Annotated in this window: 26 protein-coding genes; 20 read left to right on the top strand and 6 right to left on the bottom strand. The window is 58.7% G+C overall.

The features are described from left to right. The first annotated feature begins 92 nt into the window (after window positions 1-92). On the top strand, window positions 93-434 hold the full coding sequence (locus PMI32_RS15985) for a PA4575 family protein (protein ID WP_008028851.1): 342 nt from the start codon (window positions 93-95) through the stop codon (window positions 432-434). A gap of 5 nt (window positions 435-439) precedes the next feature. Here PMI32_RS15985 and PMI32_RS15990 read toward each other — a convergent pair whose 3' ends face one another. Then, the gene (locus PMI32_RS15990; RefSeq protein ID WP_008028849.1) at window positions 440-2,269 is read right to left on the bottom strand and encodes a hypothetical protein; all 1,830 of its coding nucleotides are present in this window, start codon (window positions 2,267-2,269) and stop codon (window positions 440-442) included. A gap of 159 nt (window positions 2,270-2,428) precedes the next feature. On the opposite strand from PMI32_RS15990, the gene PMI32_RS15995 reads away from it, so the two are divergent. The 3 genes from PMI32_RS15995 to bamJ all read left to right on the top strand — a co-directional run bounded on the left by PMI32_RS15995 (window position 2,429) and on the right by bamJ (window position 4,185). Further along, complete coding sequence (locus PMI32_RS15995) at window positions 2,429-2,917, top strand: TIGR00645 family protein (protein ID WP_008028847.1); 489 nt, start codon at window positions 2,429-2,431, stop codon at window positions 2,915-2,917. Window positions 2,918-3,133: 216 nt separating this feature from the next. Beyond that, on the top strand, window positions 3,134-3,445 hold the full coding sequence (locus PMI32_RS16000; RefSeq protein ID WP_008028846.1) for a DUF6482 family protein: 312 nt from the start codon (window positions 3,134-3,136) through the stop codon (window positions 3,443-3,445). A gap of 122 nt (window positions 3,446-3,567) precedes the next feature. Further along, window positions 3,568-4,185, top strand: coding sequence for a BamJ family beta-barrel-assembly machinery protein (gene bamJ / locus PMI32_RS16005; protein WP_008028844.1), 618 nt, complete (start codon window positions 3,568-3,570; stop codon window positions 4,183-4,185). A 112-nt stretch (window positions 4,186-4,297) separates the two neighbouring features. On the opposite strand, the gene PMI32_RS16010 is transcribed toward bamJ, so the two are convergent. From PMI32_RS16010 to PMI32_RS16020, 3 genes are all read right to left on the bottom strand, one after another. Continuing rightward, window positions 4,298-4,555 (bottom strand): PA4570 family protein, encoded by a 258-nt coding sequence (locus tag PMI32_RS16010; RefSeq protein ID WP_008028843.1) that lies wholly within the window; start codon window positions 4,553-4,555, stop codon window positions 4,298-4,300. 206 nt (window positions 4,556-4,761) lie between these two features. After that, a complete protein-coding gene (locus tag PMI32_RS16015; RefSeq protein ID WP_008028840.1) occupies window positions 4,762-5,103 on the bottom strand; it encodes a zinc ribbon domain-containing protein YjdM in 342 nt (113 codons plus the stop codon). Between the two features lie 167 nt (window positions 5,104-5,270). Further along, window positions 5,271-6,239: a polyprenyl synthetase family protein gene (locus tag PMI32_RS16020; RefSeq protein ID WP_008028837.1), complete on the bottom strand. Its 969-nt coding sequence runs from the start codon at window positions 6,237-6,239 to the stop codon at window positions 5,271-5,273. 240 nt (window positions 6,240-6,479) lie between these two features. Between PMI32_RS16020 and rplU the strand changes: the two genes are divergently transcribed. The 5 genes from rplU to PMI32_RS16045 all read left to right on the top strand — a co-directional run bounded on the left by rplU (window position 6,480) and on the right by PMI32_RS16045 (window position 10,251). Further along, complete coding sequence (gene rplU, locus PMI32_RS16025) at window positions 6,480-6,794, top strand: 50S ribosomal protein L21 (protein WP_003176051.1); 315 nt, start codon at window positions 6,480-6,482, stop codon at window positions 6,792-6,794. Window positions 6,795-6,828: 34 nt separating this feature from the next. Then, a complete protein-coding gene (rpmA, locus tag PMI32_RS16030; RefSeq protein WP_003215862.1) occupies window positions 6,829-7,104 on the top strand; it encodes a 50S ribosomal protein L27 in 276 nt (91 codons plus the stop codon). A 193-nt stretch (window positions 7,105-7,297) separates the two neighbouring features. Continuing rightward, window positions 7,298-8,521, top strand: a complete 1,224-nt coding sequence (gene cgtA / locus PMI32_RS16035) for an Obg family GTPase CgtA (RefSeq protein WP_008028831.1) — start codon at window positions 7,298-7,300, stop codon at window positions 8,519-8,521. Window positions 8,522-8,658: 137 nt separating this feature from the next. Beyond that, window positions 8,659-9,777 carry a glutamate 5-kinase gene (proB, locus tag PMI32_RS16040; protein WP_017340857.1) on the top strand — a complete coding sequence of 373 codons (1,119 nt, stop codon included), beginning with the start codon at window positions 8,659-8,661 and terminating at the stop codon, window positions 9,775-9,777. Window positions 9,778-9,789: 12 nt separating this feature from the next. Then, window positions 9,790-10,251, top strand: a complete 462-nt coding sequence (locus PMI32_RS16045) for a CreA family protein (RefSeq protein ID WP_008028828.1) — start codon at window positions 9,790-9,792, stop codon at window positions 10,249-10,251. 164 nt (window positions 10,252-10,415) lie between these two features. Here the strand turns inward: PMI32_RS16045 and rpsT are convergent, their stop codons facing one another. Further along, on the bottom strand, window positions 10,416-10,691 hold the full coding sequence (gene rpsT / locus PMI32_RS16050; RefSeq protein WP_008028826.1) for a 30S ribosomal protein S20: 276 nt from the start codon (window positions 10,689-10,691) through the stop codon (window positions 10,416-10,418). Between the two features lie 252 nt (window positions 10,692-10,943). On the opposite strand from rpsT, the gene murJ reads away from it, so the two are divergent. From murJ to ispH, 6 genes are all read left to right on the top strand, one after another. Continuing rightward, window positions 10,944-12,482 (top strand): murein biosynthesis integral membrane protein MurJ, encoded by a 1,539-nt coding sequence (murJ, locus tag PMI32_RS16055; RefSeq protein WP_008028823.1) that lies wholly within the window; start codon window positions 10,944-10,946, stop codon window positions 12,480-12,482. Between the two features lie 129 nt (window positions 12,483-12,611). Next, window positions 12,612-13,562 (top strand): bifunctional riboflavin kinase/FAD synthetase, encoded by a 951-nt coding sequence (ribF, locus tag PMI32_RS16060; protein ID WP_008028822.1) that lies wholly within the window; start codon window positions 12,612-12,614, stop codon window positions 13,560-13,562. After that, entirely contained in the window at window positions 13,563-16,394 is a 2,832-nt protein-coding gene (ileS, locus tag PMI32_RS16065; protein WP_008028820.1) for an isoleucine--tRNA ligase, read from the top strand. After that, entirely contained in the window at window positions 16,387-16,899 is a 513-nt protein-coding gene (gene lspA / locus PMI32_RS16070) for a signal peptidase II (protein WP_008028819.1), read from the top strand. Before ileS ends, lspA begins: the two co-directional genes overlap by 8 nt. 7 nt (window positions 16,900-16,906) lie before the next feature. After that, a complete protein-coding gene (gene fkpB / locus PMI32_RS16075; protein WP_177318884.1) occupies window positions 16,907-17,344 on the top strand; it encodes an FKBP-type peptidyl-prolyl cis-trans isomerase in 438 nt (145 codons plus the stop codon). A 136-nt stretch (window positions 17,345-17,480) separates the two neighbouring features. Then, a complete protein-coding gene (gene ispH, locus PMI32_RS16080) occupies window positions 17,481-18,428 on the top strand; it encodes a 4-hydroxy-3-methylbut-2-enyl diphosphate reductase (RefSeq protein ID WP_008028815.1) in 948 nt (315 codons plus the stop codon). Here ispH and PMI32_RS16085 read toward each other — a convergent pair. Next, window positions 18,405-18,947 (bottom strand): GspH/FimT family pseudopilin, encoded by a 543-nt coding sequence (locus tag PMI32_RS16085; RefSeq protein WP_008028813.1) that lies wholly within the window; start codon window positions 18,945-18,947, stop codon window positions 18,405-18,407. The two genes, ispH and PMI32_RS16085, sit on opposite strands and share 24 nt — an antisense overlap. Before the next feature lie 129 nt (window positions 18,948-19,076). Between PMI32_RS16085 and PMI32_RS16090 the strand changes: the two genes are divergently transcribed. From PMI32_RS16090 to PMI32_RS16110, 5 genes are read left to right on the top strand one after another with little or no spacing between them, the layout of a single operon-like run. Then, a complete protein-coding gene (locus tag PMI32_RS16090) occupies window positions 19,077-19,550 on the top strand; it encodes a GspH/FimT family pseudopilin (RefSeq protein WP_008028811.1) in 474 nt (157 codons plus the stop codon). After that, a complete protein-coding gene (gene pilV, locus PMI32_RS16095) occupies window positions 19,547-19,996 on the top strand; it encodes a type IV pilus modification protein PilV (protein ID WP_008028808.1) in 450 nt (149 codons plus the stop codon). Before PMI32_RS16090 ends, pilV begins: the two co-directional genes overlap by 4 nt. After that, window positions 19,993-20,706 carry a PilW family protein gene (locus tag PMI32_RS16100; RefSeq protein WP_008028806.1) on the top strand — a complete coding sequence of 238 codons (714 nt, stop codon included), beginning with the start codon at window positions 19,993-19,995 and terminating at the stop codon, window positions 20,704-20,706. The genes pilV and PMI32_RS16100 overlap by 4 nt, the downstream gene beginning before the upstream one ends. A gap of 11 nt (window positions 20,707-20,717) precedes the next feature. Further along, window positions 20,718-21,197, top strand: coding sequence for a pilus assembly PilX family protein (locus PMI32_RS16105; protein WP_008028805.1), 480 nt, complete (start codon window positions 20,718-20,720; stop codon window positions 21,195-21,197). Then, a complete protein-coding gene (locus PMI32_RS16110) occupies window positions 21,184-24,297 on the top strand; it encodes a pilus assembly protein (protein WP_008028803.1) in 3,114 nt (1,037 codons plus the stop codon). The genes PMI32_RS16105 and PMI32_RS16110 overlap by 14 nt, the downstream gene beginning before the upstream one ends. The last annotated feature ends 13 nt before the right edge of the window (window positions 24,298-24,310 follow it).

Raw genomic sequence — 24,310 nt, 5'->3', positions numbered from 1 at the left:
CTATTCTCAGCTCAAGGACATCGACAGTAATCACTGGATCGAGACAGTTCTCCCGTGGGAGCTGAATACCGGATCTACCGAGGGTCGCCGCCATGTCGCGCAACCTCTGCCTCACCCGTCAATGCCTGGGCCTTGTGACCCGTATCGAATGTGCCATCAAGCCATTGGCTGGTGATACGGGCATGTGGACTTTGCTTTTCGCCGCCGGAATGGCTGGCGAACAACCCTCAGCCATCAAAGCCCAAGGTCCGTTTCCTGGGCCCTTCGCGGCTGAATCGATCCTCGACACCATCGTTGAAAGCCTGACGTTGCACGGCTATGAACTGGCCGATGACCCGCAAATCTGGTGCCTGCACCTGCAAGCCCAGCTACGGGAAATCAATGGTGGGCGCTGCCGCAACATGGGGGGCTTCGAGTTCCGCCCCGATCACTGAGACGACTATTGGGCGAGGTTGGACGTATCAGCCTTGTCGAGTTTGACCTCGAATCCATATTGCACCGTGGTGAGATCGGTTCGCTGGTAGGTTTCCAGCTGCGCCGGCTGGCCGTAGAAGTAATGCACGCTGAATAACGCCGGGCCCTGCGCACTCGCATCGTGAATGACCGAGAGAATCTCCTTGAGATAGTGGCCGCTATCGTCCCTGGCGAAAAAGCGCCAGTCCTGGGCGGGAAACAGCTTCAGATCAACCACCAGTGCATTGCCTTTCAATTCCAGGCCTTTGGGCAGCCGGTCGGTTTCAAGTGTTTGCTTGTCGACCGTGGCCAGGAACAGAGGCATGGAACCCACCGCAAACGCCGGCGTTTGCGCGAACAGGTTCAGGTCATAAGTGATGATGCCGCGCAGGGGATCGACCTGGTAAGCCTCGGGCGGCAGTTCGATCGGCTCGTCGCGTTTACCGCTGCTGTCCTCGGTAAAGAAGCTGACCGGGCTATCGCCAGGGCTGAAGGACGTGCCAAGCAGTTCATCGTTGAAGCTTCGGGTGTGATCGAACTCGATGCGCGCCGCGCTCGGGTCGTCCACCGATTGCCGGATGCTGACGCTTTTCTTCAGTTGCTCCTCGCTGAGCGTTGCGCCTTTGAGCCAGGTCGGTGCCTGATCGTCGTACACGACCACGGGTAAAGTCAGTGGCTGGATGGTTTTTGCCGTGGTGTGTTGATCGAAGCGACGGATCGGCAGGTCCAGGTCCTTGCGCGTGACCGTGGCCGCCGAAAAGTCCAGCAGGCTGACTTCAAGGGTCTCGATGGGGCCGTTGAAATACACCTTGGAGTAATGCCTGGTTTGTTGCTTCTCAAACGCGCGTTGTTCTTCATCGAGCTGCCTTTCGAAGGCTTCGCTCCAGCTCTTCTGCTGTTGCATTTTCGCCAGTTGTTTCTGGTAGAAGGCAATTTGCGCGGCGGTTTGGTTGATCGAACCCGAGCGTGAGAGAAATTGCCCGGTGGCGTCCCTGGCCTGGACGACCGACGGGTTGAAGGGTATCTCGCTGACTTCCGGGGCCAGCGGCGCGCTGTTGCTGAACTCGATTTCGGCGTAGTTGTTTGTCAGCTTCAGCAGCGTGACGCTCAGGTTGTCATTGCTGCGAGTCTGGCCGACGTCTTTTTTGGTCAGGTCGAAGCTATAGAGCCTGCGCGGGGCGATGACTTCGACCTTGCCTTGCAGGCTGACGGGCTGCGGCTGGTTCTTGATTTCCATGCCCAGGCCGTCGATGAAGGGGTAAGTCACCGTGAGATCGTCGGGGCTGGTCAGGTTGGAGCTCGACGGGCTCAGTTGAATGCCCGGATCGGTTTCCGACCACTCCGGCTGGAACGGGATCACGCGTTTGTTGCTCAAGGTCACCGACTGCCATTCCAGGCCATGGGGAAAGAGAAACTCGGCCGGAATGTTGAAGTTGAACGGGAACACCGGTTGCAGATCGGTCAGGTAGTCGGAGCTGGAATCCTTGTGCAGCACGAACAGGCCGTTAATGTACGTGTCGACCAGCGCCTGTGGCGTGGGGTAGTGCTTGAGCACGGCAAGGACGTCTGCGCCGTACTCGGTTTCTACCGGTTTGCTGTCGAGTTTGAGTTGCGCACGTTCGAGCAGCAGCAGGGAGCCACCGAGTTCGGCCACGGCATCCTTGAGTTTCGGGTCCTGGATTGCGTCGAGGGAGGTTTCGAATTGCGCGGTCTTTTCCTCAAGGCTGACCTGGCGTTTGTCATCGTCCGGTGAACAGCCGCTCACCAGCAGGGCCAGACAAATCCCGGCGCTCATTAAAGGCAATCGCACATCCATTTCCCGTCGTCCTGTCCGATGTCGCAGAGGTGTCAATGCTTTGGACACTAGCAGAAAAACCTTGTCACACACGCGCAGGTGGCGGATTTTCCGAGTGTTTCTGGCTGTAACGGGTGGCTGGTATACTCGCGGCCATTTCCAGCCCACGTGTGAGATTCAATGGAACGCTTTATCGAAAATGCAATGTACGCCTCCCGCTGGCTGCTGGCGCCGATCTACTTCGGTCTGTCCCTCGGGCTGCTGGCCCTGGCGCTGAAATTCTTCCAGGAAGTTTTCCACATTCTCCCCAACATCTTCTCGATGGTTGAGTCGGAAGTGATCCTGGTGCTGCTGTCGCTGATCGACATGGCACTGGTGGGCGGTTTGCTGGTGATGGTGATGATTTCCGGCTACGAGAACTTCGTCTCCCAGCTGGACATCGACGACAACAAGGAAAAGCTCAACTGGCTGGGCACCATGGATTCGTCTTCGTTGAAGATGAAGGTCGCGGCGTCGATCGTGGCCATTTCGTCGATTCACCTGCTGCGGGTTTTCATGGACGCCAAGAACGTCGATCCCGAGCATTTGAAGTGGTACGTGATCATCCACATGACCTTCGTTGTATCGGCGTTTGCCATGGGGTATCTGGATAAACTCACCAAGCACTGAGTGCGGCCCCATGTAGGAGCGAGCCTGCTCGCGAAGAACTCAAGGACACCGCGTTTATCCAGGATGCACGCGCTATCGTTGACGTTCTTCGCGAGCAGGCTCGCTCCTACATGGGCGGTGTGAAACAGACGGGCGGTGGCGCTTATGGCTTGTACTTTGATGCTGCGAGGCCTATGCCTGTATGAATGCTGGCTCGCCACTGCGTGAGGTGCGTTCATGAACTTCGTAGAGTTACGTGCTTATGCCATCGCAGGGAAAGTCGATGAGCTGAACCTGATCTCCATGGAAGGCGGAATCTACCTGTTGGAGGCGCGCATGCACGGGGCCGCCTACCCGTTGAGTGATGCTCACGGCGAGATGGTTCACCTGCGCTCGGTCGAGCATGCGCGTGAAGTGCTGCATAACTTTCCCACCTTGCCATTCAACCTTGTGCATACATCGGTTCACGATGAAATGTGCGGGTTGGGTGCGAGTGCTGGGGAAAGCCTGAAGGTACCGATTGCCTTCGGTTCTGCCTGGCAGCACTGACACCCCCTCATCAGCGCAACGACATCTGTGCTAGTCTGCTGGCCCTTTTGGTTCCGGGCGTTCCGGGACGCGCTGTGCACGCACGGCAAGTTCCAGGGCCGTCCGCACAGCGGAGCAGTGTCATGTCCGAAGTAAATCTGTCCACCGACGAAACCCGCGTCAGCTACGGCATTGGCCGTCAGTTGGGCGACCAACTGCGCGACAACCCGCCGCCGGGCGTTAGCCTGGACGCAATCCTGGCAGGCCTGACTGACGCTTTCGCCGGTAAGGAAAGCCGTGTAGGTCAGGAAGAAATGTCCGCCAGCTTCAAGGTTATCCGTGAAATCATGCAAGCCGAAGCAGCTGCAAAAGCTGAAGCGGCTGCTGGCGAAGGCTTGGCATTCCTGGCTGAAAACGCCAAGCGCGATGGCATCACCACCCTGGCTTCCGGTCTGCAATTCGAAGTGCTGACTGCCGGTGAAGGCGCCAAGCCGACCCGTGAAGACCAAGTGCGTACTCACTACCACGGCACCCTGATCGACGGCACTGTGTTCGACAGCTCCTACGAGCGCGGTCAGCCTGCAGAATTCCCGGTAGGCGGCGTGATCGCTGGCTGGACCGAAGCCCTGCAACTGATGAACGCTGGCAGCAAATGGCGTCTGTACGTGCCGAGCGAACTGGCTTACGGCGCTCAAGGCGTTGGCAGCATTCCGCCGCACAGCGTACTGGTCTTCGACGTCGAGCTGCTCGACGTTCTGTAAGCCTGACTACCTGTAGGAGCCGGCTTGCTGGCGATCCATGCGCCTCGGTGTTTCAGTTGCACCGCGGTGATGCGATCGCCAGCAAGCCGGCTCCTACACGGTTTGGGATTTCTCATATTTCTAGCTTGTGATGCAGTTCATGCGACGGGCGCAACGCCCGGGCGTAGCAGAACAGAAACAGATTGCGCACCAGTTCCTTGAGCACCACCGGCTCGCTGGAACTCAAGCCGTTGACGTCCAGGTCACCCTGATCCTGCAGCTCGTTCAAGGCTTCTTCTTCAAGCACCGCACAGACTTCCCCGGTTTCCCGATGCAGGATCCTGAGGTAGGGGTGTGGGCGGTCCAGCCAGGCATCGATCAAATAAGTCATGGGTCTCATCTCCATTGATTGGTTTCAATGAGAATAATTCTTATTCATCAAATAGCAAGGGCCTATTGGCGGTTTGTGTTTTTTTCCGGGTAAAGATTGCGTAAGGTCAAAACGGCTGGCGTTTGGCTATTGCGAGGAAATGCGGGGCGAAGCGGGGGAGGGCGAAGCACCATCCCACGCCGGGCGCGGGATGGAATACAGCAGGTTCAGACTTTTCTGACGAACTCGGATTTGAGCTTCATCGGGCCGATGCCGTCGATCTTGCAGTCGATGTCGTGATCGCCATCGCACAAGCGGATGTTCTTGACCTTGGTGCCGACCTTGACCACCAGCGATGTGCCTTTGACCTTGAGGTCCTTGATCACGGTGATGGTGTCGCCGTCTTGCAGGACATTGCCCACCGAATCCTTTTTCACGGCGTCATCGGACGCCGCTTCAGCTTCGCCGCTGGCGGACCATTCGTGGGCGCACTCCGGGCAGATCAGCTGTGCGCCGTCTTCATAGGTGTATTCGGAATTGCATTTCGGGCAGGGTGGCAACGTGCTCACTAAAGCTCCTTGGATTCAGGATCGCTAAAAAGCGCACATTATATAGGGTTTTAGGCGGGGGGAGGTGACCTGTAGGAGCCGGCTTGCCGGCGATGGCATCACACGCGGTGTTTCTGGAACACCGCAGCGACTGGATCGCCAGCAAGCCGGCTCCTACAAATAGCGGATCAGTGAGTGCGGGCGACCGCGAATTCACTCAGCTCGACCAATGCATCGCGGTATTCGCTGGCGGGCAGCGCGTCGAGGCATTTGATCGCACGGGCCACGTAGTCGCGGGCCAGTTGCGCGGTGTACTCAAGCGAACCGGAAGCATCAACGGCCTCGCGAATGCTTTCCAGGTCCTCGATGCCACCTTTCTGGATCGCCTTGCGCACCAGGGCTGCTTGCTCCGGCGTGCCTTCGCGCATGGTGTAGATCAGCGGCAGGGTCGGCTTGCCTTCGGCCAGATCGTCACCGACGTTCTTGCCCAGGGTCTCTGCGTCACCTTTGTAGTCCAGCAGGTCGTCGACCAGCTGGAAGGCTACGCCCAGGTGATCGCCAAACGTGCGCAGGGCTTCAGCCTGTTCCGGCGTGGCTTCGCAGAGGGCGGCGGCACTGTGGGTCGAAGCCTCGAAAAGCATCGCGGTCTTGCCGCGGATGACTTCCATGTAGGTTTCTTCGGTAGTGCTCGCGTCACGAACCTTGGACAGCTGCAACACCTCGCCTTCGGCGATGATGCGCGTGGCTTGCGAAAGGATCTTCATCACCGGCATGGAGCCCAGTTCGACCATCATTTCGAAGGAGCGCGAGTACAGGAAGTCGCCCACCAGCACGCTTGGCGCGTTGCCCCACATGGCGTTGGCGGTCGAACGGCCGCGGCGCATGCCGGACATGTCGACCACGTCGTCGTGCAGCAGGGTGGCGGTGTGCAGGAACTCGATGGTCGCGGCCAGCAGACGCAGGTCGTCGCCTTCGCGGCCAAGGGCCTTGCCACACAGCAGCACTAACAAAGGACGCAGGCGTTTACCGCCAGCCGAGGTAATGTAATCGCCGATTTTTGAAACCAGCGGCACTCGGGAAGTCAGCTGCTTCTTGATGATGCCGTCGACGGCGCTAAAATCGTCCGCCACCGCGCGGTAGAAAGCTTGGGGTTGCATCAGCGACAGTCGCTCCAGAAGGGTTGCGCGGCATGCTAGGACCCACGTCGGCGGGTGTCAAGGCGCGATGGACGGCCTCTTGCAACGCCACGGCAGCTTGCGTACAATCGCGCACCCTGAACTTCCTGGGCAGCACCTGCCTTACGCAATTGCAAACTGGCCTTCCAGCCATATGCAGCCATGCCAGCCAATACCTCTTCTTATAAAGAGCTGGGTGAGCAGGATTATCGGAGAAATACCATGTCGTACGCAGTAATTGTTACTGGTGGCAAGCAATACAAGGTCGCCCCAGGTGAATACCTGAAGATCGAAAAACTGGAAATCGCTACCGGCGAATCCGTTACTTTTGATCGCGTTCTGTTGGTCGCCAATGGCGATGACGTGAACATCGGCGCTCCAGTTGTTGCTGGCGCTACCGTTGTGGCTGAAGTGATCTCCCAAGGTCGTCACGATAAAGTCCGCATCATCAAGTTCCGTCGTCGTAAGCACCACATGAAGCGTATGGGCCACCGCCAGTGGTACACCGAGATCAAAATCACCGGTATTCAGGCTTAATTTCAGCCTAATTCCTCACTAGGAGAATTGACTCATGGCACACAAAAAAGCTGGTGGTAGTACCCGTAACGGTCGCGACTCAGAAGCCAAACGCCTTGGCGTGAAGATGTATGGCGGCCAGGTTATCATTCCGGGCAACATCATCGTGCGTCAGCGCGGCACCCAATTCCACGCCGGTTACGGTGTTGGCATGGGTAAAGATCACACTCTGTTCGCTAAAATCGACGGCGTGATCAAGTTTGAAGTAAAAGGCGCTTTCAACCGCCGTTACGTGAGCATTGTCCCGAAGACTGAAGTCGTCGCGGCATAATTACGTAGATGCTGGAAAAGCCCTGTCTCGCGACGGGGCTTTTTCGTTTGTGGGGTGAGTCTCTTGCAAAGCTGTTTGTAATGAGCTCCAGCGCTGGATTTGCGGTCGTTGATTGAGGTCGCTGCGCTCATTTTTGCAAGAGTCTTATGTCTGGATTTTTTCGGCTCGTCCGTATGGCGAGAGGCGTTTTGTTATGAAGTTTGTTGATGAAGTATCGATTCGAGTAAAGGCCGGTGACGGCGGCAACGGTTGCATGAGCTTCCGTCGCGAGAAATTCATCGAAAACGGCGGCCCGAACGGCGGCGACGGTGGTGATGGTGGCTCGGTCTACATGATCGCCGATGAAAACCTCAACACCCTGGTGGACTACCGTTACACCCGGCATTTTGATGCCGAGCGCGGTTCCAACGGTGGCAGCACCGACTGCACCGGTAAGAAAGGTGAAGAGCTGGTGCTGCGTGTGCCGGTCGGCACCACAGTTATCGACGCTGCCACTCAAGAAGTGATCGGTGACCTGACCAAGGCTGGTCAAAAGCTGCTGGTGGCCCATGGCGGCTGGCACGGTCTGGGTAACACCCGTTTCAAATCCAGTACCAACCGCGCTCCGCGTCAGACCACTCCGGGTAAGCCGGGTGAGGCGCGTGACCTGAAGCTGGAAATGAAGGTGTTGGCGGACGTTGGTCTGCTGGGTTTGCCGAATGCTGGCAAAAGTACCTTCATTCGCTCGGTATCGGCCGCCAAGCCGAAAGTCGCCGACTACCCGTTCACCACGCTGGTGCCGAACCTGGGTGTGGTCAGCGTCGATCGCTGGAAAAGCTTCGTGGTTGCGGACATTCCAGGCCTGATCGAAGGTGCCTCTGACGGCGCTGGCCTGGGGATTCGTTTCCTCAAGCACTTGGCGCGTACCCGTTTGCTGCTGCACCTCGTGGACATGGCGCCGCTGGATGACACCAGCGCTCCGGATGCGGCTGAAGTGATCGTCAGCGAGCTGACCAAGTTCAGCCCGTCCCTGGCTGAACGTGATCGCTGGCTGGTACTGAACAAGTGCGACCAGATCCTTGAAGAAGAGCACGATGCTCGCGTCAAGGAAATCGTTGATCGCCTGGAGTGGACCGGTCCGGTTTATGTGATCTCCGCCATCTCCAAGCTCGGTACCGAGCGCCTGTGCCACGACATCATGCGTTACATGGAAGATCGTGCTGACCGTCTGGCGAACGACCCGGCTTACAAGGAAGAGCTGGCCGATCTCGATCAGCGCATCGAAGACGAAGCGCGCGCTCAGTTGCAGGCCCTGGATGACCAGCGTGCCCTGCGTCGCAGCGGCGTGAAGTCGGTCCATGACATCGGTGACGATGATTGGGACGAAGAAGATGTGGATGACGAAGACGGTCCGGAAATCATTTACGTGCGCGACTGATCTGTTGCGATAAACTTGAACGCCGCTCCCTGGAGCGGCGTTTTAGTATCTGGAAATCGATTGTTAGTAACAAATAGCCACGATTAACGTCACGGGCAGTGCCAGGTCGTGCTGCCCTCAAGCTAAGGTTGAAGATGATGCGGAGCAAGGTGACAGGTGCGCAGCGTTGGGTCGTGAAAATCGGCAGCGCGTTGCTGACGGCGGACGGCAAGGGCCTGGATCGCGCGGCAATGGGTGTCTGGGTCGAACAGATGGTGGCCTTGCATGAGGCGGGCGTCGAGCTGGTGCTGGTGTCCTCCGGGGCGGTAGCGGCGGGCATGAGCCGTCTGGGCTGGACCGTGCGACCCAGTGCAATGCACGAATTGCAGGCAGCTGCCGCCATCGGCCAGATGGGTCTGGTTCAGGCGTGGGAGTCGAGCTTTGCCGAGCATGGCCGGCACACTGCGCAGATTCTTCTGACTCATGACGATCTGTCCGACCGCAAGCGCTACCTGAATGCCCGCAGCACCTTGCGTGCCTTGGTCGAGTTGAAAGTGATCCCGGTGATCAACGAAAACGACACCGTGGTCACCGACGAAATCCGTTTCGGCGACAACGATACGCTCGCGGCGCTGGTGGCCAACCTGGTCGAGGCTGATTTGCTGGTGATCCTGACGGATCGCGACGGCATGTTCGACGCCGATCCGCGCAACAACCCTGATGCCAAGCTGATTTACGAAGCGCGCGCTGATGATCCGGCGCTGGATGCGGTGGCGGGCGGTACCGGTGGTGCGTTGGGTCGTGGCGGCATGCAGACCAAGTTGCGTGCGGCGCGCTTGGCGGCCCGTTCAGGTGCGCACACCATCATCGTCGGTGGGCGCCTTGAGCGTGTGCTGGATCGCCTGAAGGCCGGCGAGCGCATCGGCACCTTGCTGTCGCCGGAGCGCGGCATGCTGGCGGCGCGCAAGCAATGGCTGGCCGGGCATCTGCAAACTCGCGGCACGCTGGTGCTGGATGCCGGTGCGGTGACGGCCTTGTCCCAGGGCAATAAAAGTCTGCTGCCGGTGGGTGTCAAACTGGTTCAGGGCAGTTTCCGTCGCGGTGAAATGGTGGTGTGCGTCGCGCCGGACGGTCGTGAAATCGCCCGTGGCCTGGCCAACTACAGCGCGCTGGAAGCACAAAAAATCATCGGTCAGTCGTCTGAGGCGATTGTCGGTTTGTTGGGTTACATGGCGGAGCCGGAACTGGTTCATCGCGATAACCTGATCCTGGTTTGAAGGAATATTTGAATGCGCGTGGCAAAAGGATTGTTGGGCTTGCTGTTGGCAATGCCGCTGCTGGCTTCGGCCGAGGAGATTGGTCAGGTGTCGACGGTGTTTAAATTCGTCGGCCCGAACGACCGCATCGTCGTCGAGGCATTTGATGATCCGAAGGTCGAAGGGGTGACGTGCTACCTGTCTCGGGCTAAGACGGGCGGTGTGAAGGGTGGTTTGGGCTTGGCTGAAGATCGGGCGGAAGCGTCCATTGCGTGCCGTCAGGTTGGTCCGATCAACTTCAAGGGTGAGTTGAAGGATGGCGAAGAAGTGTTCAAGGAGCGTACTTCGCTAGTCTTCAAGACCATGCAGGTGGTGCGTTTCCTCGACAAGAAGCGCAATACGCTGGTGTATCTGGTGTACAGCGATCGCTTGATCGAAGGCAGTCCGCAGAATGCGGTGACGGCGATTCCTATCCTGCCTTGGGCGCATCAGTGATCTGAAGGCCGCTATCGCCAGCAAGCCGGCTCTTACAAGGATTGCGCAATACCTGTAGGAGCCGGCTTGCTGGCGATCAGTTTCAATGAGATTTCAGGCGTGCAGCACAAATCGCAGGCAATAAAAAACCGACCCTGAGGTCGGTTTTTTAACAAGCGTGTTACTTAGGCAGCAGCAAGGTTCAGAGCCTTGACGTGGCCATTCAGGCGGCTCTTATGGCGAGCAGCCTTGTTCTTGTGGATGATGCCTTTATCGGCCATACGGTCGATAACTGGCACGGCCAGAACGTAAGCAGCTTGAGCTTTTTCAGCGTCTTTTGCGTCGATGGCTTTAACTACATTCTTGATGTAGGTACGAACCATGGAACGCAGGCTGGCGTTGTGGCTGCGACGCTTCTCAGCCTGTTTTGCACGTTTTTTGGCGGAAGGTGTGTTGGCCACCGTCGAGCTCCTCGAAAGACTTTTTAGGAAATAGCAAACAAAATAGGCCGCGAATCATGCCGATGAGTTGATGTCTTGTCAAGGGCGGTTGAGACGTTCCGCTAAGTGGTAGGTATAAAGAGGCGGGATATTTATTTCCGGCGCTTGACCTGTAAACTCGCGAGCTTTGGCTCTGTGCTGCTGCGGCGCGGAGTATCGCATAAGTGGGCGCTTTGTTCGCCTGCTGTTTATCGACAGGCACAAACTCTTTCAATGAATCTGCTCAAATCGTTGGCCGCCGTCAGCTCTATCACGATGCTTTCCCGGATTCTGGGGTTCGTCCGTGACACCCTCATTGCGCGTATTTTTGGTGCGGGAATGGCCACCGACGCCTTCTTTATCGCCTTCAAACTGCCCAATCTGCTGCGCCGGATCTTCGCCGAAGGGGCGTTTTCCCAGGCGTTTGTGCCGATTCTTGCTGAATATAAAAGCCAGCAAGGCGAAGAGGCGACACGAACCTTTATTGCTTACGTCTCCGGACTGCTGACCCTGGCGTTGGCAGTGGTCACTGCGTTGGGCATGCTCGCTGCACCGTGGGTCATCTGGGTGACCGCGCCCGGTTTCACCGATACCCCGGAAAAATTCGAGCTGACCTCCAGTCTGTTGCGAGTGACATTCCCTTACATATTGCTGATCTCCCTGTCTTCATTGGCCGGGGCGATCCTCAACACCTATAACCGCTTCTCGGTGCCGGCCTTCGTGCCGACCTTGCTCAACGTCAGCATGATCATCTTTGCGGTGTTCCTGACACCGTATTTCGATCCGCCGGTCATGGCGCTGGGTTGGGCGGTGCTGGCGGGTGGTCTGGCGCAGTTGCTCTATCAACTGCCGCACCTGAAAAAGATCGGCATGCTGGTGCTGCCACGCCTGAACCTGCGTGACAGTGGCGTGTGGCGGGTCATGAAACAGATGCTGCCGGCGATTCTCGGCGTTTCGGTGAGCCAGATTTCGCTGATCATCAACACCATTTTTGCCTCGTTCCTGGTCGCCGGTTCGGTGTCGTGGATGTATTACGCCGACCGACTGATGGAGTTGCCGTCCGGCGTGCTGGGTGTGGCGTTGGGCACGATCCTGTTGCCGACCCTGGCCAAGACCTACGCCAGCAAGGATCGCGCAGAGTATTCGCGGATTCTCGATTGGGGGCTGCGACTGTGCTTTGTGCTGGTGCTGCCGTGCTCGCTGGCGTTGGGGATCCTGGCTGAGCCGCTGACGGTCTCACTGTTTCAATACGGCCAGTTCAACGCCTTCGATGCGTCCATGACTCAGCGCGCGCTCATTGCGTATTCGGTCGGGTTGCTTGGGATTATCGTGATCAAAGTGCTGGCGCCGGGCTTTTATGCGCAACAAAACATTCGCACGCCGGTGAAAATCGCAATTTTCACCCTGGTGGTTACCCAGTTGTTCAACCTGATGCTGATCGGGCCGCTGGCCCATGCCGGTCTGGCTCTGGCGATCAGCGCTGGTGCCTGCCTTAACGCCGGGTTGTTGTTCTATCAGCTGCGCAAACAGCAGATGTATCAGCCGCAGCCGGGCTGGGCGAAGTTCGGTGCCAAGCTGGTGGTAGCGGTCACGGTGATGTCCGCGGTGTTGCTGGCCGGGATGCATTTCATGCCGGCCTGGGATCAGGGCCACATGCTTGAGCGATTCCTGCGTCTGGGCGCTCTGGTAGGGGCTGGCGTGGTCTCGTATTTCGGCATGTTGCTGTTGATGGGCTTCCGTTTGCGCGACTTCAATCGCAAGGCGCTGAACTGAGGCTTTTGCCTCGATAAACACGGGCGGGCCGGCAGTTTTGTCGGTTCGATCACTTTGGGTTACGGTGTTGCCTGTCGTCGGCCGCCGGGTGTGGTTATAATCGACCACTTTATGAGCAAGAAGCGCGTTATGCAGCTGGTTCGAGGCCTCCACAACCTGCGCCCCCAGCATCGGGGCTGTGTCGCCACTATTGGCAACTTTGACGGTGTTCACCGTGGCCACCAGGCTATCCTGGCGAGGCTGCGTGAGCGAGCGCTCGAGTTGGGCGTGCCCAGCTGCGTGGTGATTTTCGAGCCGCAGCCACGGGAGTTTTTCGCTCCGGAGACAGCGCCGGCCCGCTTGGCGCGCCTGCGCGACAAACTGCAGCTGCTGGCTGACGAAGGCGTCGACCGGGTCCTGTGCCTGGCTTTCAACCAGCGCCTGAGCAAGCTCAGCGCCAGCGAATTCGTTGATACCATTCTGGTGGACGGTCTCGGCGTGCAGCATCTTGAGGTTGGTGACGACTTCCGCTTCGGCTGTGATCGGGTAGGGGATTTCGATTTCCTGCAACAGGCCGGCGTCATGCAGGGCTTCACCGTCGAAGCGGCGCAAACCGTTGAGCTGGACGGCATTCGCGTCAGCAGCACCCAGGTGCGAAATGCCCTGGCCGCTGCCGATTTTGCCTTGGCAGAACGCCTGCTCGGTCGGCCGTTCCAGATTACCGGGCGAGTCCTGCATGGTCAGAAACTGGCGCGCCAGTTGGGTACGCCAACCGCCAACATTCAACTCAAGCGCCGTCGCGTGCCGCTCACTGGGGTTTACCTGGTCAACGTCGATATCGACGGCAAGACCTGTCCAGGCGTCGCCAATATCGGCGTGCGGCCCACGGTCCAAGGGGATGGCAAAGCCCACCTCGAAGTACATCTTTTAGATTTTGCCGGCGATCTGTATGACCGGCGTTTGACGGTGGTTTTCCACCACAAGCTGCGTGAAGAGCAGCGTTTCGCCTCTCTGGAGGCGCTTAAGACGGCGATCAATGCGGATGTCGCCGCCGCCCGTGCCCTGTCGCACCTAGCGCCAATCGCTAATGAAGAGCCATAAATGACCGACTATAAAGCCACGCTAAACCTTCCGGACACCGCCTTCCCAATGAAGGCCGGCCTGCCACAGCGCGAACCGCAGATTCTGCAGCGCTGGGACAGTATTGGCCTGTACGGAAAGTTGCGCGAGATTGGCAAGGATCGTCCGAAGTTCGTTCTGCACGACGGTCCTCCATACGCCAACGGCACGATTCACATCGGTCATGCGCTGAACAAGATCCTCAAGGACATGATCATCCGCTCGAAAACCCTGTCGGGTTTCGACGCGCCTTATGTTCCGGGCTGGGACTGCCACGGTCTGCCAATCGAGCACAAAGTCGAAGTGACCCACGGCAAGAACCTGGGCGCGGACAAGACCCGCGAGCTGTGCCGTGCCTACGCCACCGAGCAGATCGAAGGCCAGAAATCCGAATTCATCCGTCTGGGCGTGTTGGGCGACTTCGCCAACCCGTACAAGACCATGGACTTCAAGAACGAGGCCGGTGAAATCCGCGCACTCGCCGAAATCGTCAAGGGCGGTTTTGTGTTCAAGGGCCTGAAGCCTGTGAACTGGTGCTTCGACTGCGGTTCGGCCCTGGCTGAAGCGGAAGTCGAGTACGAGAACAAAAAGTCCTCGACCATCGACGTAGCGTTCCCGATTGCCGATGAAGCCAAGCTGGCTGCCGCTTTCGGTCTGCCGTCGCTGGGCAAACCTGCTTCGATCGTGATCTGGACCACCACCCCGTGGACCATCCCGGCCAACCAGGCTCTGAACGTTCACCCGGAATTCAACTACGCCCTGGTCGATGTAGGCGACAAGTTGCTGGTGCTGGCTGAAGAGCTGGTTGAATCCTGCCTGGTCCGTTACAGCCTTGAAGGTTCGGTCATCGCGACCACCACCGGTAAAGAACTGGAACTGATCAACTTCCGTCACCCGTTCTACGACCGTCTGTCGCCGGTTTACCTGGCTGACTACGTTGAGCTGGGCGCTGGCACTGGTGTGGTTCACTCCGCTCCGGCCTACGGCGTGGACGACTTCGTGACCTGCAAGAAATACGGCATGGTCAACGACGACATCCTCAACCCGGTACAAAGCAACGGCGTATACGCGACTTCGCTGGAGTTCTTTGGCGGCCAGTTCATCTGGAAAGCCAACCCGGCCATCGTCGACAAGCTGACCGAAGTCGGTGCGCTGCTGCACACCACCATCATCGAACACAGCTACATGCACTGCTGGCGTCACAAGACCCCGCTGATCTACCGCGCCACTGCGCAGTGGTTCATCGGCATGGACAAAGAGCCTGTCAGCGGCGACACCCTGCGCAAGCGCGCTCTTAAAGCCATCGAAGAGACTCAGTTCGTTCCGGCCTGGGGCCAGGCGCGCCTGCACTCGATGATCGCCAACCGTCCGGACTGGTGCATCTCCCGTCAGCGCAACTGGGGCGTGCCGATCCCGTTCTTCCTGAACAAGGAAAGCGGCGAGCTGCACCCACGTACCGCCGAGCTGATGGAAGAAGTCGCCAAGCGCGTTGAAGTCGAAGGCATCGAAGCCTGGTTCAAGATGGACGCTGCCGAGCTGCTCGGTGACGAAGCGCCGCAGTACGACAAGATCAGCGACACCCTGGACGTCTGGTTCGATTCGGGCACCACACACTGGCACGTCCTGCGCGGTTCGCACCCGATGGGCCACGAAACCGGTCCACGCGCCGACCTGTACCTGGAAGGCTCGGACCAACACCGTGGCTGGTTCCACTCGTCGCTGCTGACCGGTTGCGCCATCGACGACCACGCGCCATACCGCGAGCTGCTGACCCACGGCTTCACCGTCGACGAGTCCGGCCGCAAGATGTCCAAGTCGCTGGGCAACGTGATCGCGCCGCAAAAGGTCAACGACACCCTGGGTGCCGACATCATGCGTCTGTGGGTAGCTTCCACCGACTACTCGGGTGAAATGGCGGTTTCCGAGCAGATCCTGCAACGCAGTGCGGACGCCTACCGGCGTATCCGTAACACCGCGCGCTTCCTGCTCTCCAACCTGACCGGTTTCAACCCGGCCACCGACATCCTGCCGGCCGAAGAAATGCTCGCGCTGGACCGTTGGGCCGTGGATCGCACCTTGCTGCTGCAACGCGAACTGCAAGAGCACTACGGCGAATACCGCTTCTGGAACGTCTACTCCAAGATCCACAACTTCTGCGTGCAGGAGCTGGGCGGTTTCTACCTCGACATCATCAAGGACCGCCAGTACACCACTGGCGCCAACAGCAAGGCCCGCCGTTCGGCGCAAACCGCGCTGTACCACATCTCCGAAGCGCTGGTGCGCTGGATCGCGCCGATCCTCGCGTTCACCGCCGACGAACTGTGGGAATACCTGCCGGGCGAGCGTAACGAATCGGTGATGCTCAACACCTGGTACGAAGGCCTGACCGAGCTGCCGGAAAACGTCGAACTGGGCCGCGCCTACTGGGAGCGGATCATGGCGGTGAAGGTCGCGGTCAACAAAGAAATGGAAATCCAGCGCGCGGCCAAAGCCGTCGGTGGCAACCTGCAGGCCGAAGTGACGCTGTTCGCCGAAGACGCCCTGAGCGCCGACCTGGCCAAGCTGAGCAACGAACTGCGCTTCGTACTGATCACCTCGACCGCCAGCGTTGCGCCGTTCGTACAGGCTCCGGCCGATGCAGTGGTCACCGAAGTCAGCGGCCTGAAGCTGAAAATCGTCAAGTCGGCCTTCGCCAAGTGCGCCCGTTGCTGGCACTGCCGTGAAGACGTCGGCGTGAACCCGGAGCATCCGGAAATCTGCGGTCGTTGCGTCGATAACATCAGCGGCACTGGCGAGGTTCGTCACTATGCCTAACGCCATTGGCCGTTTCGGACGGCTGGGCTGGCTCTGGTTGAGTTTGCTGGTCCTGGTCATCGACCAGGCCAGCAAGTTTTACTTCGAAGGCAAGCTTGAGATGTACCAGCAGATCGTGGTGATCCCCGATTACTTCAGCTGGACCCTGGCCTACAACACGGGCGCGGCGTTCAGCTTCCTGGCCGACAGCTCGGGCTGGCAGCGCTGGTTGTTCGCTCTGATCGCGGTCGTGGTCAGTGCGGTGCTGGTGGTGTGGCTCAAGCGTCTGGGGCGCAACGAAACCTGGCTGGCCATCGCGTTGGCGCTGGTGCTGGGTGGTGCGCTGGGCAATCTGTACGACCGCATAGCCCTGGGCCATGTGATCGATTTCATCCTGGTGCATTGGCAGAACCGCTGGTACTTCCCGGCGTTCAACTTCGCCGACAGTGCAATTACTGTGGGTGCGGTGATGCTGGCGCTGGACATGTTCAAATCAAAGAAGACGGGAGAAGCAGTTCATGACTGAACAGGTATTGGCTGAGCAACGCATTCGCCAGAACACGGAAGTCACCTTGCACTTTGCACTGCGCCTGGAGAACGGCGACACCGTCGACAGCACCTTCGACAAAGCCCCGGCGACCTTCCAGGTCGGCGACGGTAACCTGTTGCCAGGTTTCGAAGCGGCCCTGTTCGGCTTCAAGGCCGGCGACAAGCGTACGCTGACGATTCAGCCGGAAAACGCTTTCGGTCAGCCGAACCCGCAAAACGTGCAGATCATCCCGCGTTCGCAGTTCAAGGACATGGACCTTTCACCGGGTTTGCTGGTGATCTTCAACGATGCGGCGAATACTGAGCTGCCTGGCGTGGTGAAAGAGTTCGATGACGAGCAAGTGACCATCGACTTCAACCATCCGTTGGCCGGCAAGACATTGACCTTTGACGTGGAAATCATCACCGTCAAATCGCTGTAACTGACGAACCGGCTTTCTGTAGGAGCGAGCTTGCTCGCGATGGTCGTTAACGATAACGCGTATACCCTGGAGTAATGCGGTGCCTACTCGTTTTTCGCGAGCAAGCTCGCTCCTACAGGGCAAGACGAGGCACAGCATGCAAATCAAACTCGCCAACCCCCGTGGCTTCTGCGCCGGTGTGGACCGGGCGATCGAAATCGTCAACCGCGCCCTGGAAGTTTTCGGGCCGCCGATCTATGTGCGCCACGAAGTGGTCCACAACAAATTCGTCGTCGAAGACTTGCGCGCTCGCGGCGCGATCTTCGTTGAAGAGCTGGATCAGGTGCCGGACGACGTCATCGTGATCTTCAGTGCCCACGGCGTTTCCCAGGCTGTGCGTACCGAAGCCGCCGGCCGAGGCCTGAAGGTATTCGACGCCACCTGCCCGCTGGTGACCAAAGTGCACATCGAGGTCGCGCGCTACAGCCGCGATGGCCGTGAATGCATCCTCATCGGCCACGCCGGTCACCCGGAAGTCGAAGGCACCATGGGCCAGTACGATGGCAGCAATGGCGGCGCGATTTACCTGGTCGAGGACGAAAAAGACGTCGCCGCTTTGCAGGTGAACAACCCCGAAAAACTGGCGTTCGTGACCCAGACCACCCTGTCCATGGACGATACCAGCCGCGTCATCGACGCCCTGCGTACACGCTTCCCGGCGATTGGTGGCCCGCGCAAGGACGACATCTGCTACGCCACGCAAAACCGTCAGGACGCCGTCAAGACGCTGGCCGACGAATGCGACGTGGTGCTGGTTGTCGGCAGCCCGAACAGCTCCAACTCCAATCGCCTGCGTGAGCTGGCCGAACGCATGGCCACTCCGGCCTACCTGATCGACGGCGCCGAGGACCTGCAAAAGAGCTGGTTCGACGGTGTCGAGCGCATTGGCATTACCGCAGGTGCCTCTGCACCGGAAGTACTGGTGCGTGGCGTGATCCAGCAGTTGCAGGCCTGGGGCGCTACCGGTGCCGATGAACTGGCGGGTCGCGAGGAGAACATCACGTTCTCCATGCCGAAAGAGTTACGCGTTCGTTCGCTGCTTTGATTTTTTTCCTTTCTCGCACAACGCCTGCACAGCCTTGATGCTGCGCAGGCTGACGCGACCGCTCGGGGCCAGCACCACTTGGTGCTGACTCACTGGCTCGTGTTTTGCGCAAACATGCAATGTCCCCGCTTGAAAGCCTCCGTGCTGCGGTTCGCCGAGATGGCTGAATCGTACTGAAGTCCTGACATAGTGATTGCCGACAACCGGCACCCGAGTGTCGCTTCGGCGTTCGACCAGCAGCGGATTGCTGCTGTCCTCATGTCCCTTGCCATTTAAATCCAGAATCATCCGCCAGCCTTGGCCCCAATCGTCGTTTATCCCGTGTATGACGACAGCCTGGTTTCGCGTGATCGCCTCGCTTCTGGCACTGCGCATGCCACTGACAAGTGACTTCGCTGCCTCCTCCTGATGGTTCGATTCCGTGAGCGCTGCGAACGCCGGACTGACCAGATGCAGAACAATCCCGACAATCGTCAGTCCCATGAGCAGTTCAATCAGACTGAAACCCTGCTGACGCATGACATCTCCCTCCCTGGAGTGCGGTGGCCCGCGCAATCCTTGCGCAGTAATGGCAAAACAACCGACACCTGTGGGTCGATTGTTCTAGCGTGTAACAGCAGGTATAGCCGACGGCAACGGAGGGCATTGATGGATCATCGTACAAAAGGTTTCACGCTGATCGAGTTGCTGGTCGCGCTTGCGGTCTTTTTGATTCTGATCACCCTGGCAGTACCGGCGTTTACCCGTTCGGTGCAAGGCACCAGGGCCGACACCGAGATCGGCGACCTGCAGCGCGCCTTGAATTTCGCCCGGCTTGAAGCCATCGACCGCGGCATCACCACTCGGGTGCGGCCGACGGCGGGTGGCAGCGTCTGGACCGGGGAATTAGCGGTCTATGACAGTACTGGCACTGTGGCCAATGTATTGCGGGTTGTTCCCGCGATGAGCAGCGGCGCGACTCTGACGCTAACCTCAGGCGTGACCGCCATCGATTTCAACAATCTGGGCGGTCTGTCGGCACCGTCCACGGCGGTGGTGATCAGCTACGTACTGGGGGCGCAAAGCAGGACGCTGAATGTGTGTTTGAACGGACGAATTCTATTGGGTGGAAGTTGCGGATGAGGGGATGGAGCAAGCGTGCACAGGAGGGCATGACGCTGATCGAGGTTCTCGTGGCGTTGTTGATTTTGAGCGTGGGCCTGTTGGGGGCGGCGGCGTTCCAGCTCAATGCGCTGAAGTACACCGACAGTTCGCGGATGACCAGCCAGGCGAGCTTTATCGCCTACGACATGATGGACCGCATCCGCGCCAACGCCGGCGCCGATTACACGGTCACGCCGCCGACGTCGGGCAACCTCAACGTTGCCCGGGATCAGGACCTCTACGACTTCACCTCCAATATCGTCAGTATGCTCGGCGCCACCGCTACGGGTAGCGTCACCCTTAATCAGCGGGTGTACACCATCACCATTACCTGGGACGACTCGCGGGCTGCCAATGCCGCCAATTCCCGTCGCAGCTTTGTGCTGACCAGTCGCGCCGCCGTTGATCCGGTGGCGACACCATGAACCGGCTCAACAGAGGTTTCGGCCTGATCGAAATGTTGATCGCGTTGGCGTTGAGTCTGGTCGTGGTGCTCGGTGTGGCGCAGATTTTCATAGCGGCCAAGAACACTTATGTCAGCCAGAACGCGGCGGCGAACATGCAGGAAGACGCGCGTTTCGTGCTGAGCAAAATGATTCAGGAAATCCGCATGGTGGGGATGTTTGGTTGTCTGGGGACGATTACTGATGCAAGCGCCGGGGCGAGTTTTACTGCCAGCCAGATAGCGCCGATCAGCTGGGACAATGCCAACCTCAAGCTGACCCTGGTGACCGCCGATGTCGGCGCGGGTGGTGGTACGCCGACCTGGACGGTGGTTTCGGATTGCCGAACCACAGCGATGGCTTACCCCAACGTGCAGGCTCCCGCCACAGGACAATTGGCGTTTCCGATTCGACGACTGATCTACAGCCTCAAGAACGGCCAATTGACGATGGGCAGTGGCATCGGCACGCCGGCTCAGGCAGTGCTTGTCGACAACGTCAAAGCCTTTGACGTGAGTTTCGGTCTCGCAGCGTCAGCCACCGATACGGCCGCTTCCAGTTACAGCACCAACCCGTCCGACCCTGCGCGAATCCGTAGTGTGCGCCTGACGCTGATACTGAAAGATCCGAACAACCGGGTCCGCGATCAAACATTCAACGTGGTTGCCGCTTTGCGCAACCGCTTGCCATGAGGGGAGGGCAGATGAGTTTTTCTCCCGCTACCTCTCACGCCCAGCGCGGCATGGCGCTGCTGGTCAGCCTGGTGTTCCTTCTGTTGCTGACGCTGATTGGCATTTCATCGATGCAGAACGCAACCCTGCAGGAAAAGATGGCCAGCAGCGTCACCCTGCGCAATCAGTCGTTCCAGATCGCCGAGGCCGCGTTGCGCATCGGCGAAAGTGCGGTTCAGCTCGATACCTATACATTGCCGGTTTGCAGCGGCAATCAATGTTTGCCGCCCGCCGAGTCATCGACCCTCACGGCTGCCGGTCTCAACTCATCCTCGGGGGTCACCTGGGTCGCGGCCGCCAACGGTTTCTATGGGGTACAGAACATCGGCACCACGTTGAATGCCGTGAATGTGCCGAGCAACACCTCTGCGACGCTTTATCGGGTCACGGCAGTGGCCATCGTGGGCAACAACGTGCGCAGTGTGGTGGAGAGCATCTATGCCAAATACTAATAGATGCTCAGGGATCTGGCGGTTTCTGAGTGGTATTGCATTGGGTCTTTACCTGTCAGCGCCTGCGTACGCGTTCACGCCTTCGGACTCGCCCCTGTTGAGCGCTGCGGCGGTTGCGCCCAACGTGATGCTGCTGATCGATGATTCGGGGAGCATGAACAACATCATCTGGGCGCCGGGATTCGATCCGACGGTCAGTCGCCCGCAAATTGCCAATTGCAGTTCGAACAGCTCGTGTCTGACTGGTCAGAACCTGGACATGGACGATACCAATATCGCCTTGTCGAGCCTGAATCGTGGCGGTTGCTCCAACAATGGCAACTGGTACGGTTTTTATCGGGGCTTATTGGGACTGTCATCGATATGCCTGAAGCTGCCCGACCCGGTGGGCAACGAAAACACGCGTTATACGGCTAACTATCTGTCTTATCTGGTCACACTGGCCAACGGTTCGAACAGGGATTTCACCACCGGTACCGGTGCGATCCCTAATGATTACCGCATCAGCGTTGCGCAGGATGTGTCCACCAATCTGGTCACCAGCAACCGCTCATTGAGAATAGGCCTGGCGACATTCAACCCTTCTGTCAGTGGCAACTCCGGCCCCGGCGGCTTTATCGCCCGCGCGGTCAGTGATCTGTCTCCCGTCAGTGGTAGCGTTTCCCAGGCCCAGGCGGACACCAACTACAACGCCTTGATCTCTTCGATCAATGGTTTGAGTGCAATCGCCAGTACCCCGTTGGCGGAAACCTATTACGAGATCACGCGGTACATGCGCGGCATGGCGCCGTACTACAACTCGACGCCAACCACTTACACCAGCCCGATCCAGTATCGCTGCCAGAAAAACTATGGCGTGGTGATCACCGACGGCTTGCCTACGTTCGACCGTACCTTCCCGACCAACGATCCGCTCGGTGGCGCCCGCTTGCCGAACTGGGACGGCAACAGCGCGAACGATGGCGACAACCTCTCCGGTGATGGCGAGGGGGACACGTTATACCTGGACGACATCGCCAAGTTCGCCTTTGACATCGATATGCGTACCACCGGTACCGACGCCGGTGGCAAAAACTGGAACGCCGCAGATTTCCCCAAACAGAACATGAATACCTACACCGTGGGTTTCACCGCCGCGAACCAGATGTTGTCGGACGCCGCCGGTTACGGGCAGGGCAAGTACTACCAGGCGACGGACAGTGCAGGCCTGAATACCGCGTTGTCATCAGCACTCAGCGACATCACGTCGAAAGCCGGTTCCGGCGGGAGCGGCACCACCAGCAGTGCAATCGTCGGGGTCGGTTCCGCTTACTACCAGACCGGCTACGACCCCAAGGACTGGCGCGGCACCATCAAGTCTTATGGGTTCACCGCCACCGGCTCGGTCAATACCTCCACGGTGCTCTGGTCGACTGATACGGCCATCGTGCCCGGCGCCACAGCGCCGATTTACCAGTCGTGGAACAACGTGAGCAATGCCCCAGTCACGTTGGCCTTCGCCAATTTCGCCCCGGCACAGCAAACCGTTCTGAATCAGGGCCTGCCCACCGGCATCACGGGCAGCGACCTTGTGGAGTGGAGCAAGGGCACCAACAAGACCGGGTTGAAAGTTCGCAGCGTGTTGCTCGGCGACATCATCAACTCGCCTTTGGTGCTGGCCTCGCCAACGGAAAAAACCGCATCCGATCTGGTCAGTGACACCAGCTACAGCACCTATCTGGCCACCAAATCCAGCAACATGAACACCAGCCTTGTGGTCAATGCCAACGATGGTTTTGTCAGCGTCATCAACTCGGGTAACGGCGCCAGGCGTTATGCCTACATGCCCTCCAGTGTTTTGCCATCGTTGCGCTATATCGCCGATACCGCCTACATCAACGGCGTCAGCCACAAGTTTCTGGTCGACGGTCAGGTCGGCGTATTCGATGCACAACTCAACAGTGCCTGGAAAACCCTGGCGCTCGGCGGAACTGGCGCGGGCGGCAAGACGTTCTACGCCTTGCAGCTGTTTGACGCCTCGGCCGGTAACGTGACCAAGGCGTTGTGGGAAATCAGTGCACCTGCCACAGCAAACGCGGCGAACGTTTTCAATGATCTGGGTTATGCCTACGCCCGTCCGGAAGTGGCACGCTTGGCGGATGGTCGTTGGGCAGCATTCATCTCCAACGGCTACGGCAGCAATTCGGGTGTGGCGGCGTTGTACGTGGTGGATATCCGCGATGGGTCGTTGATCAAGAAAATCGTCATCGACAGTACGGAAACCACCAACGGTTTGTCGTCGGTGAAACTCAAGGTCAACTCGCAGAATGTGGTGCAGGCCGCCTATGGCGGGGACCTGAAAGGGCGGTTATGGAAGTTTGATTTGAGCGGCGCCACCACGGACACCTGGGGCGTGGCGTTTTCCGGTAAGCCGTTGTTCACGACGGCGGGCGGTGCCACCCAGCCAATCACCGCGCAGCCGTTGCTGGCGGACAATTCACTGGGCGGCAAAGTGGTGTTTTTCGGTACCGGCAAATTCAATGAAACGGTCGACAAGACCAACAAGGATCTGCAGGCGTTCTATGCGGTGTGGGATGCTGACGGCGGCTCTGGACAGATCACCACGTCCAGTTTGCAGGCCCAATCGGTGACCGGTGTGTTCTCGGGAAGCACGGGGCAATTCATCACCACCAGCCAGAACGAAGTGACCTATCCGGCAGAGAAAGGCTGGTATTTGCCGCTGGTCTACAACAGCGTATTGACCGGTGAGCGGGTGATCAGCCAAGCGGCGCTGGTGTTGGGGCGAATCGTATTTACCACGGCCATTGTGGACACCACGGACCCTTGTGCCAGTTTTGGCACTGGCAAACTGGTCGAACTGGATGCGTTCAGCGGTAAGATGCTCAACTACGCGGTGCTCGACACCACTGGCGATGGGCTAGTCGACAGCAACGATGCGATATCCAGCGGGGTGATTTTCACTAGCGGGATGCCATTCTTGAGCGCCGTTACCAACGGCGGCACCGGCAAGATCGTAACCGATACAGGTTCAACGGTGACCAAGCTGACCGAAAAGGGCGGCGGTGGCAGCCGTCGCATCATGTGGCGACAAATACAGTAAGTGAGAGTTGAGG

Origin of the sequence: Pseudomonas sp. GM60, from assembly GCF_000282415.1 — a bacterium.
GTDB classification, from domain to species: Bacteria; Pseudomonadota; Gammaproteobacteria; order Pseudomonadales; family Pseudomonadaceae; genus Aquipseudomonas; species Aquipseudomonas migulae.
The sequence above is the reverse complement of the archived record's forward strand: the minus strand, read 5'-3'. Positions and strand labels throughout refer to the sequence as shown.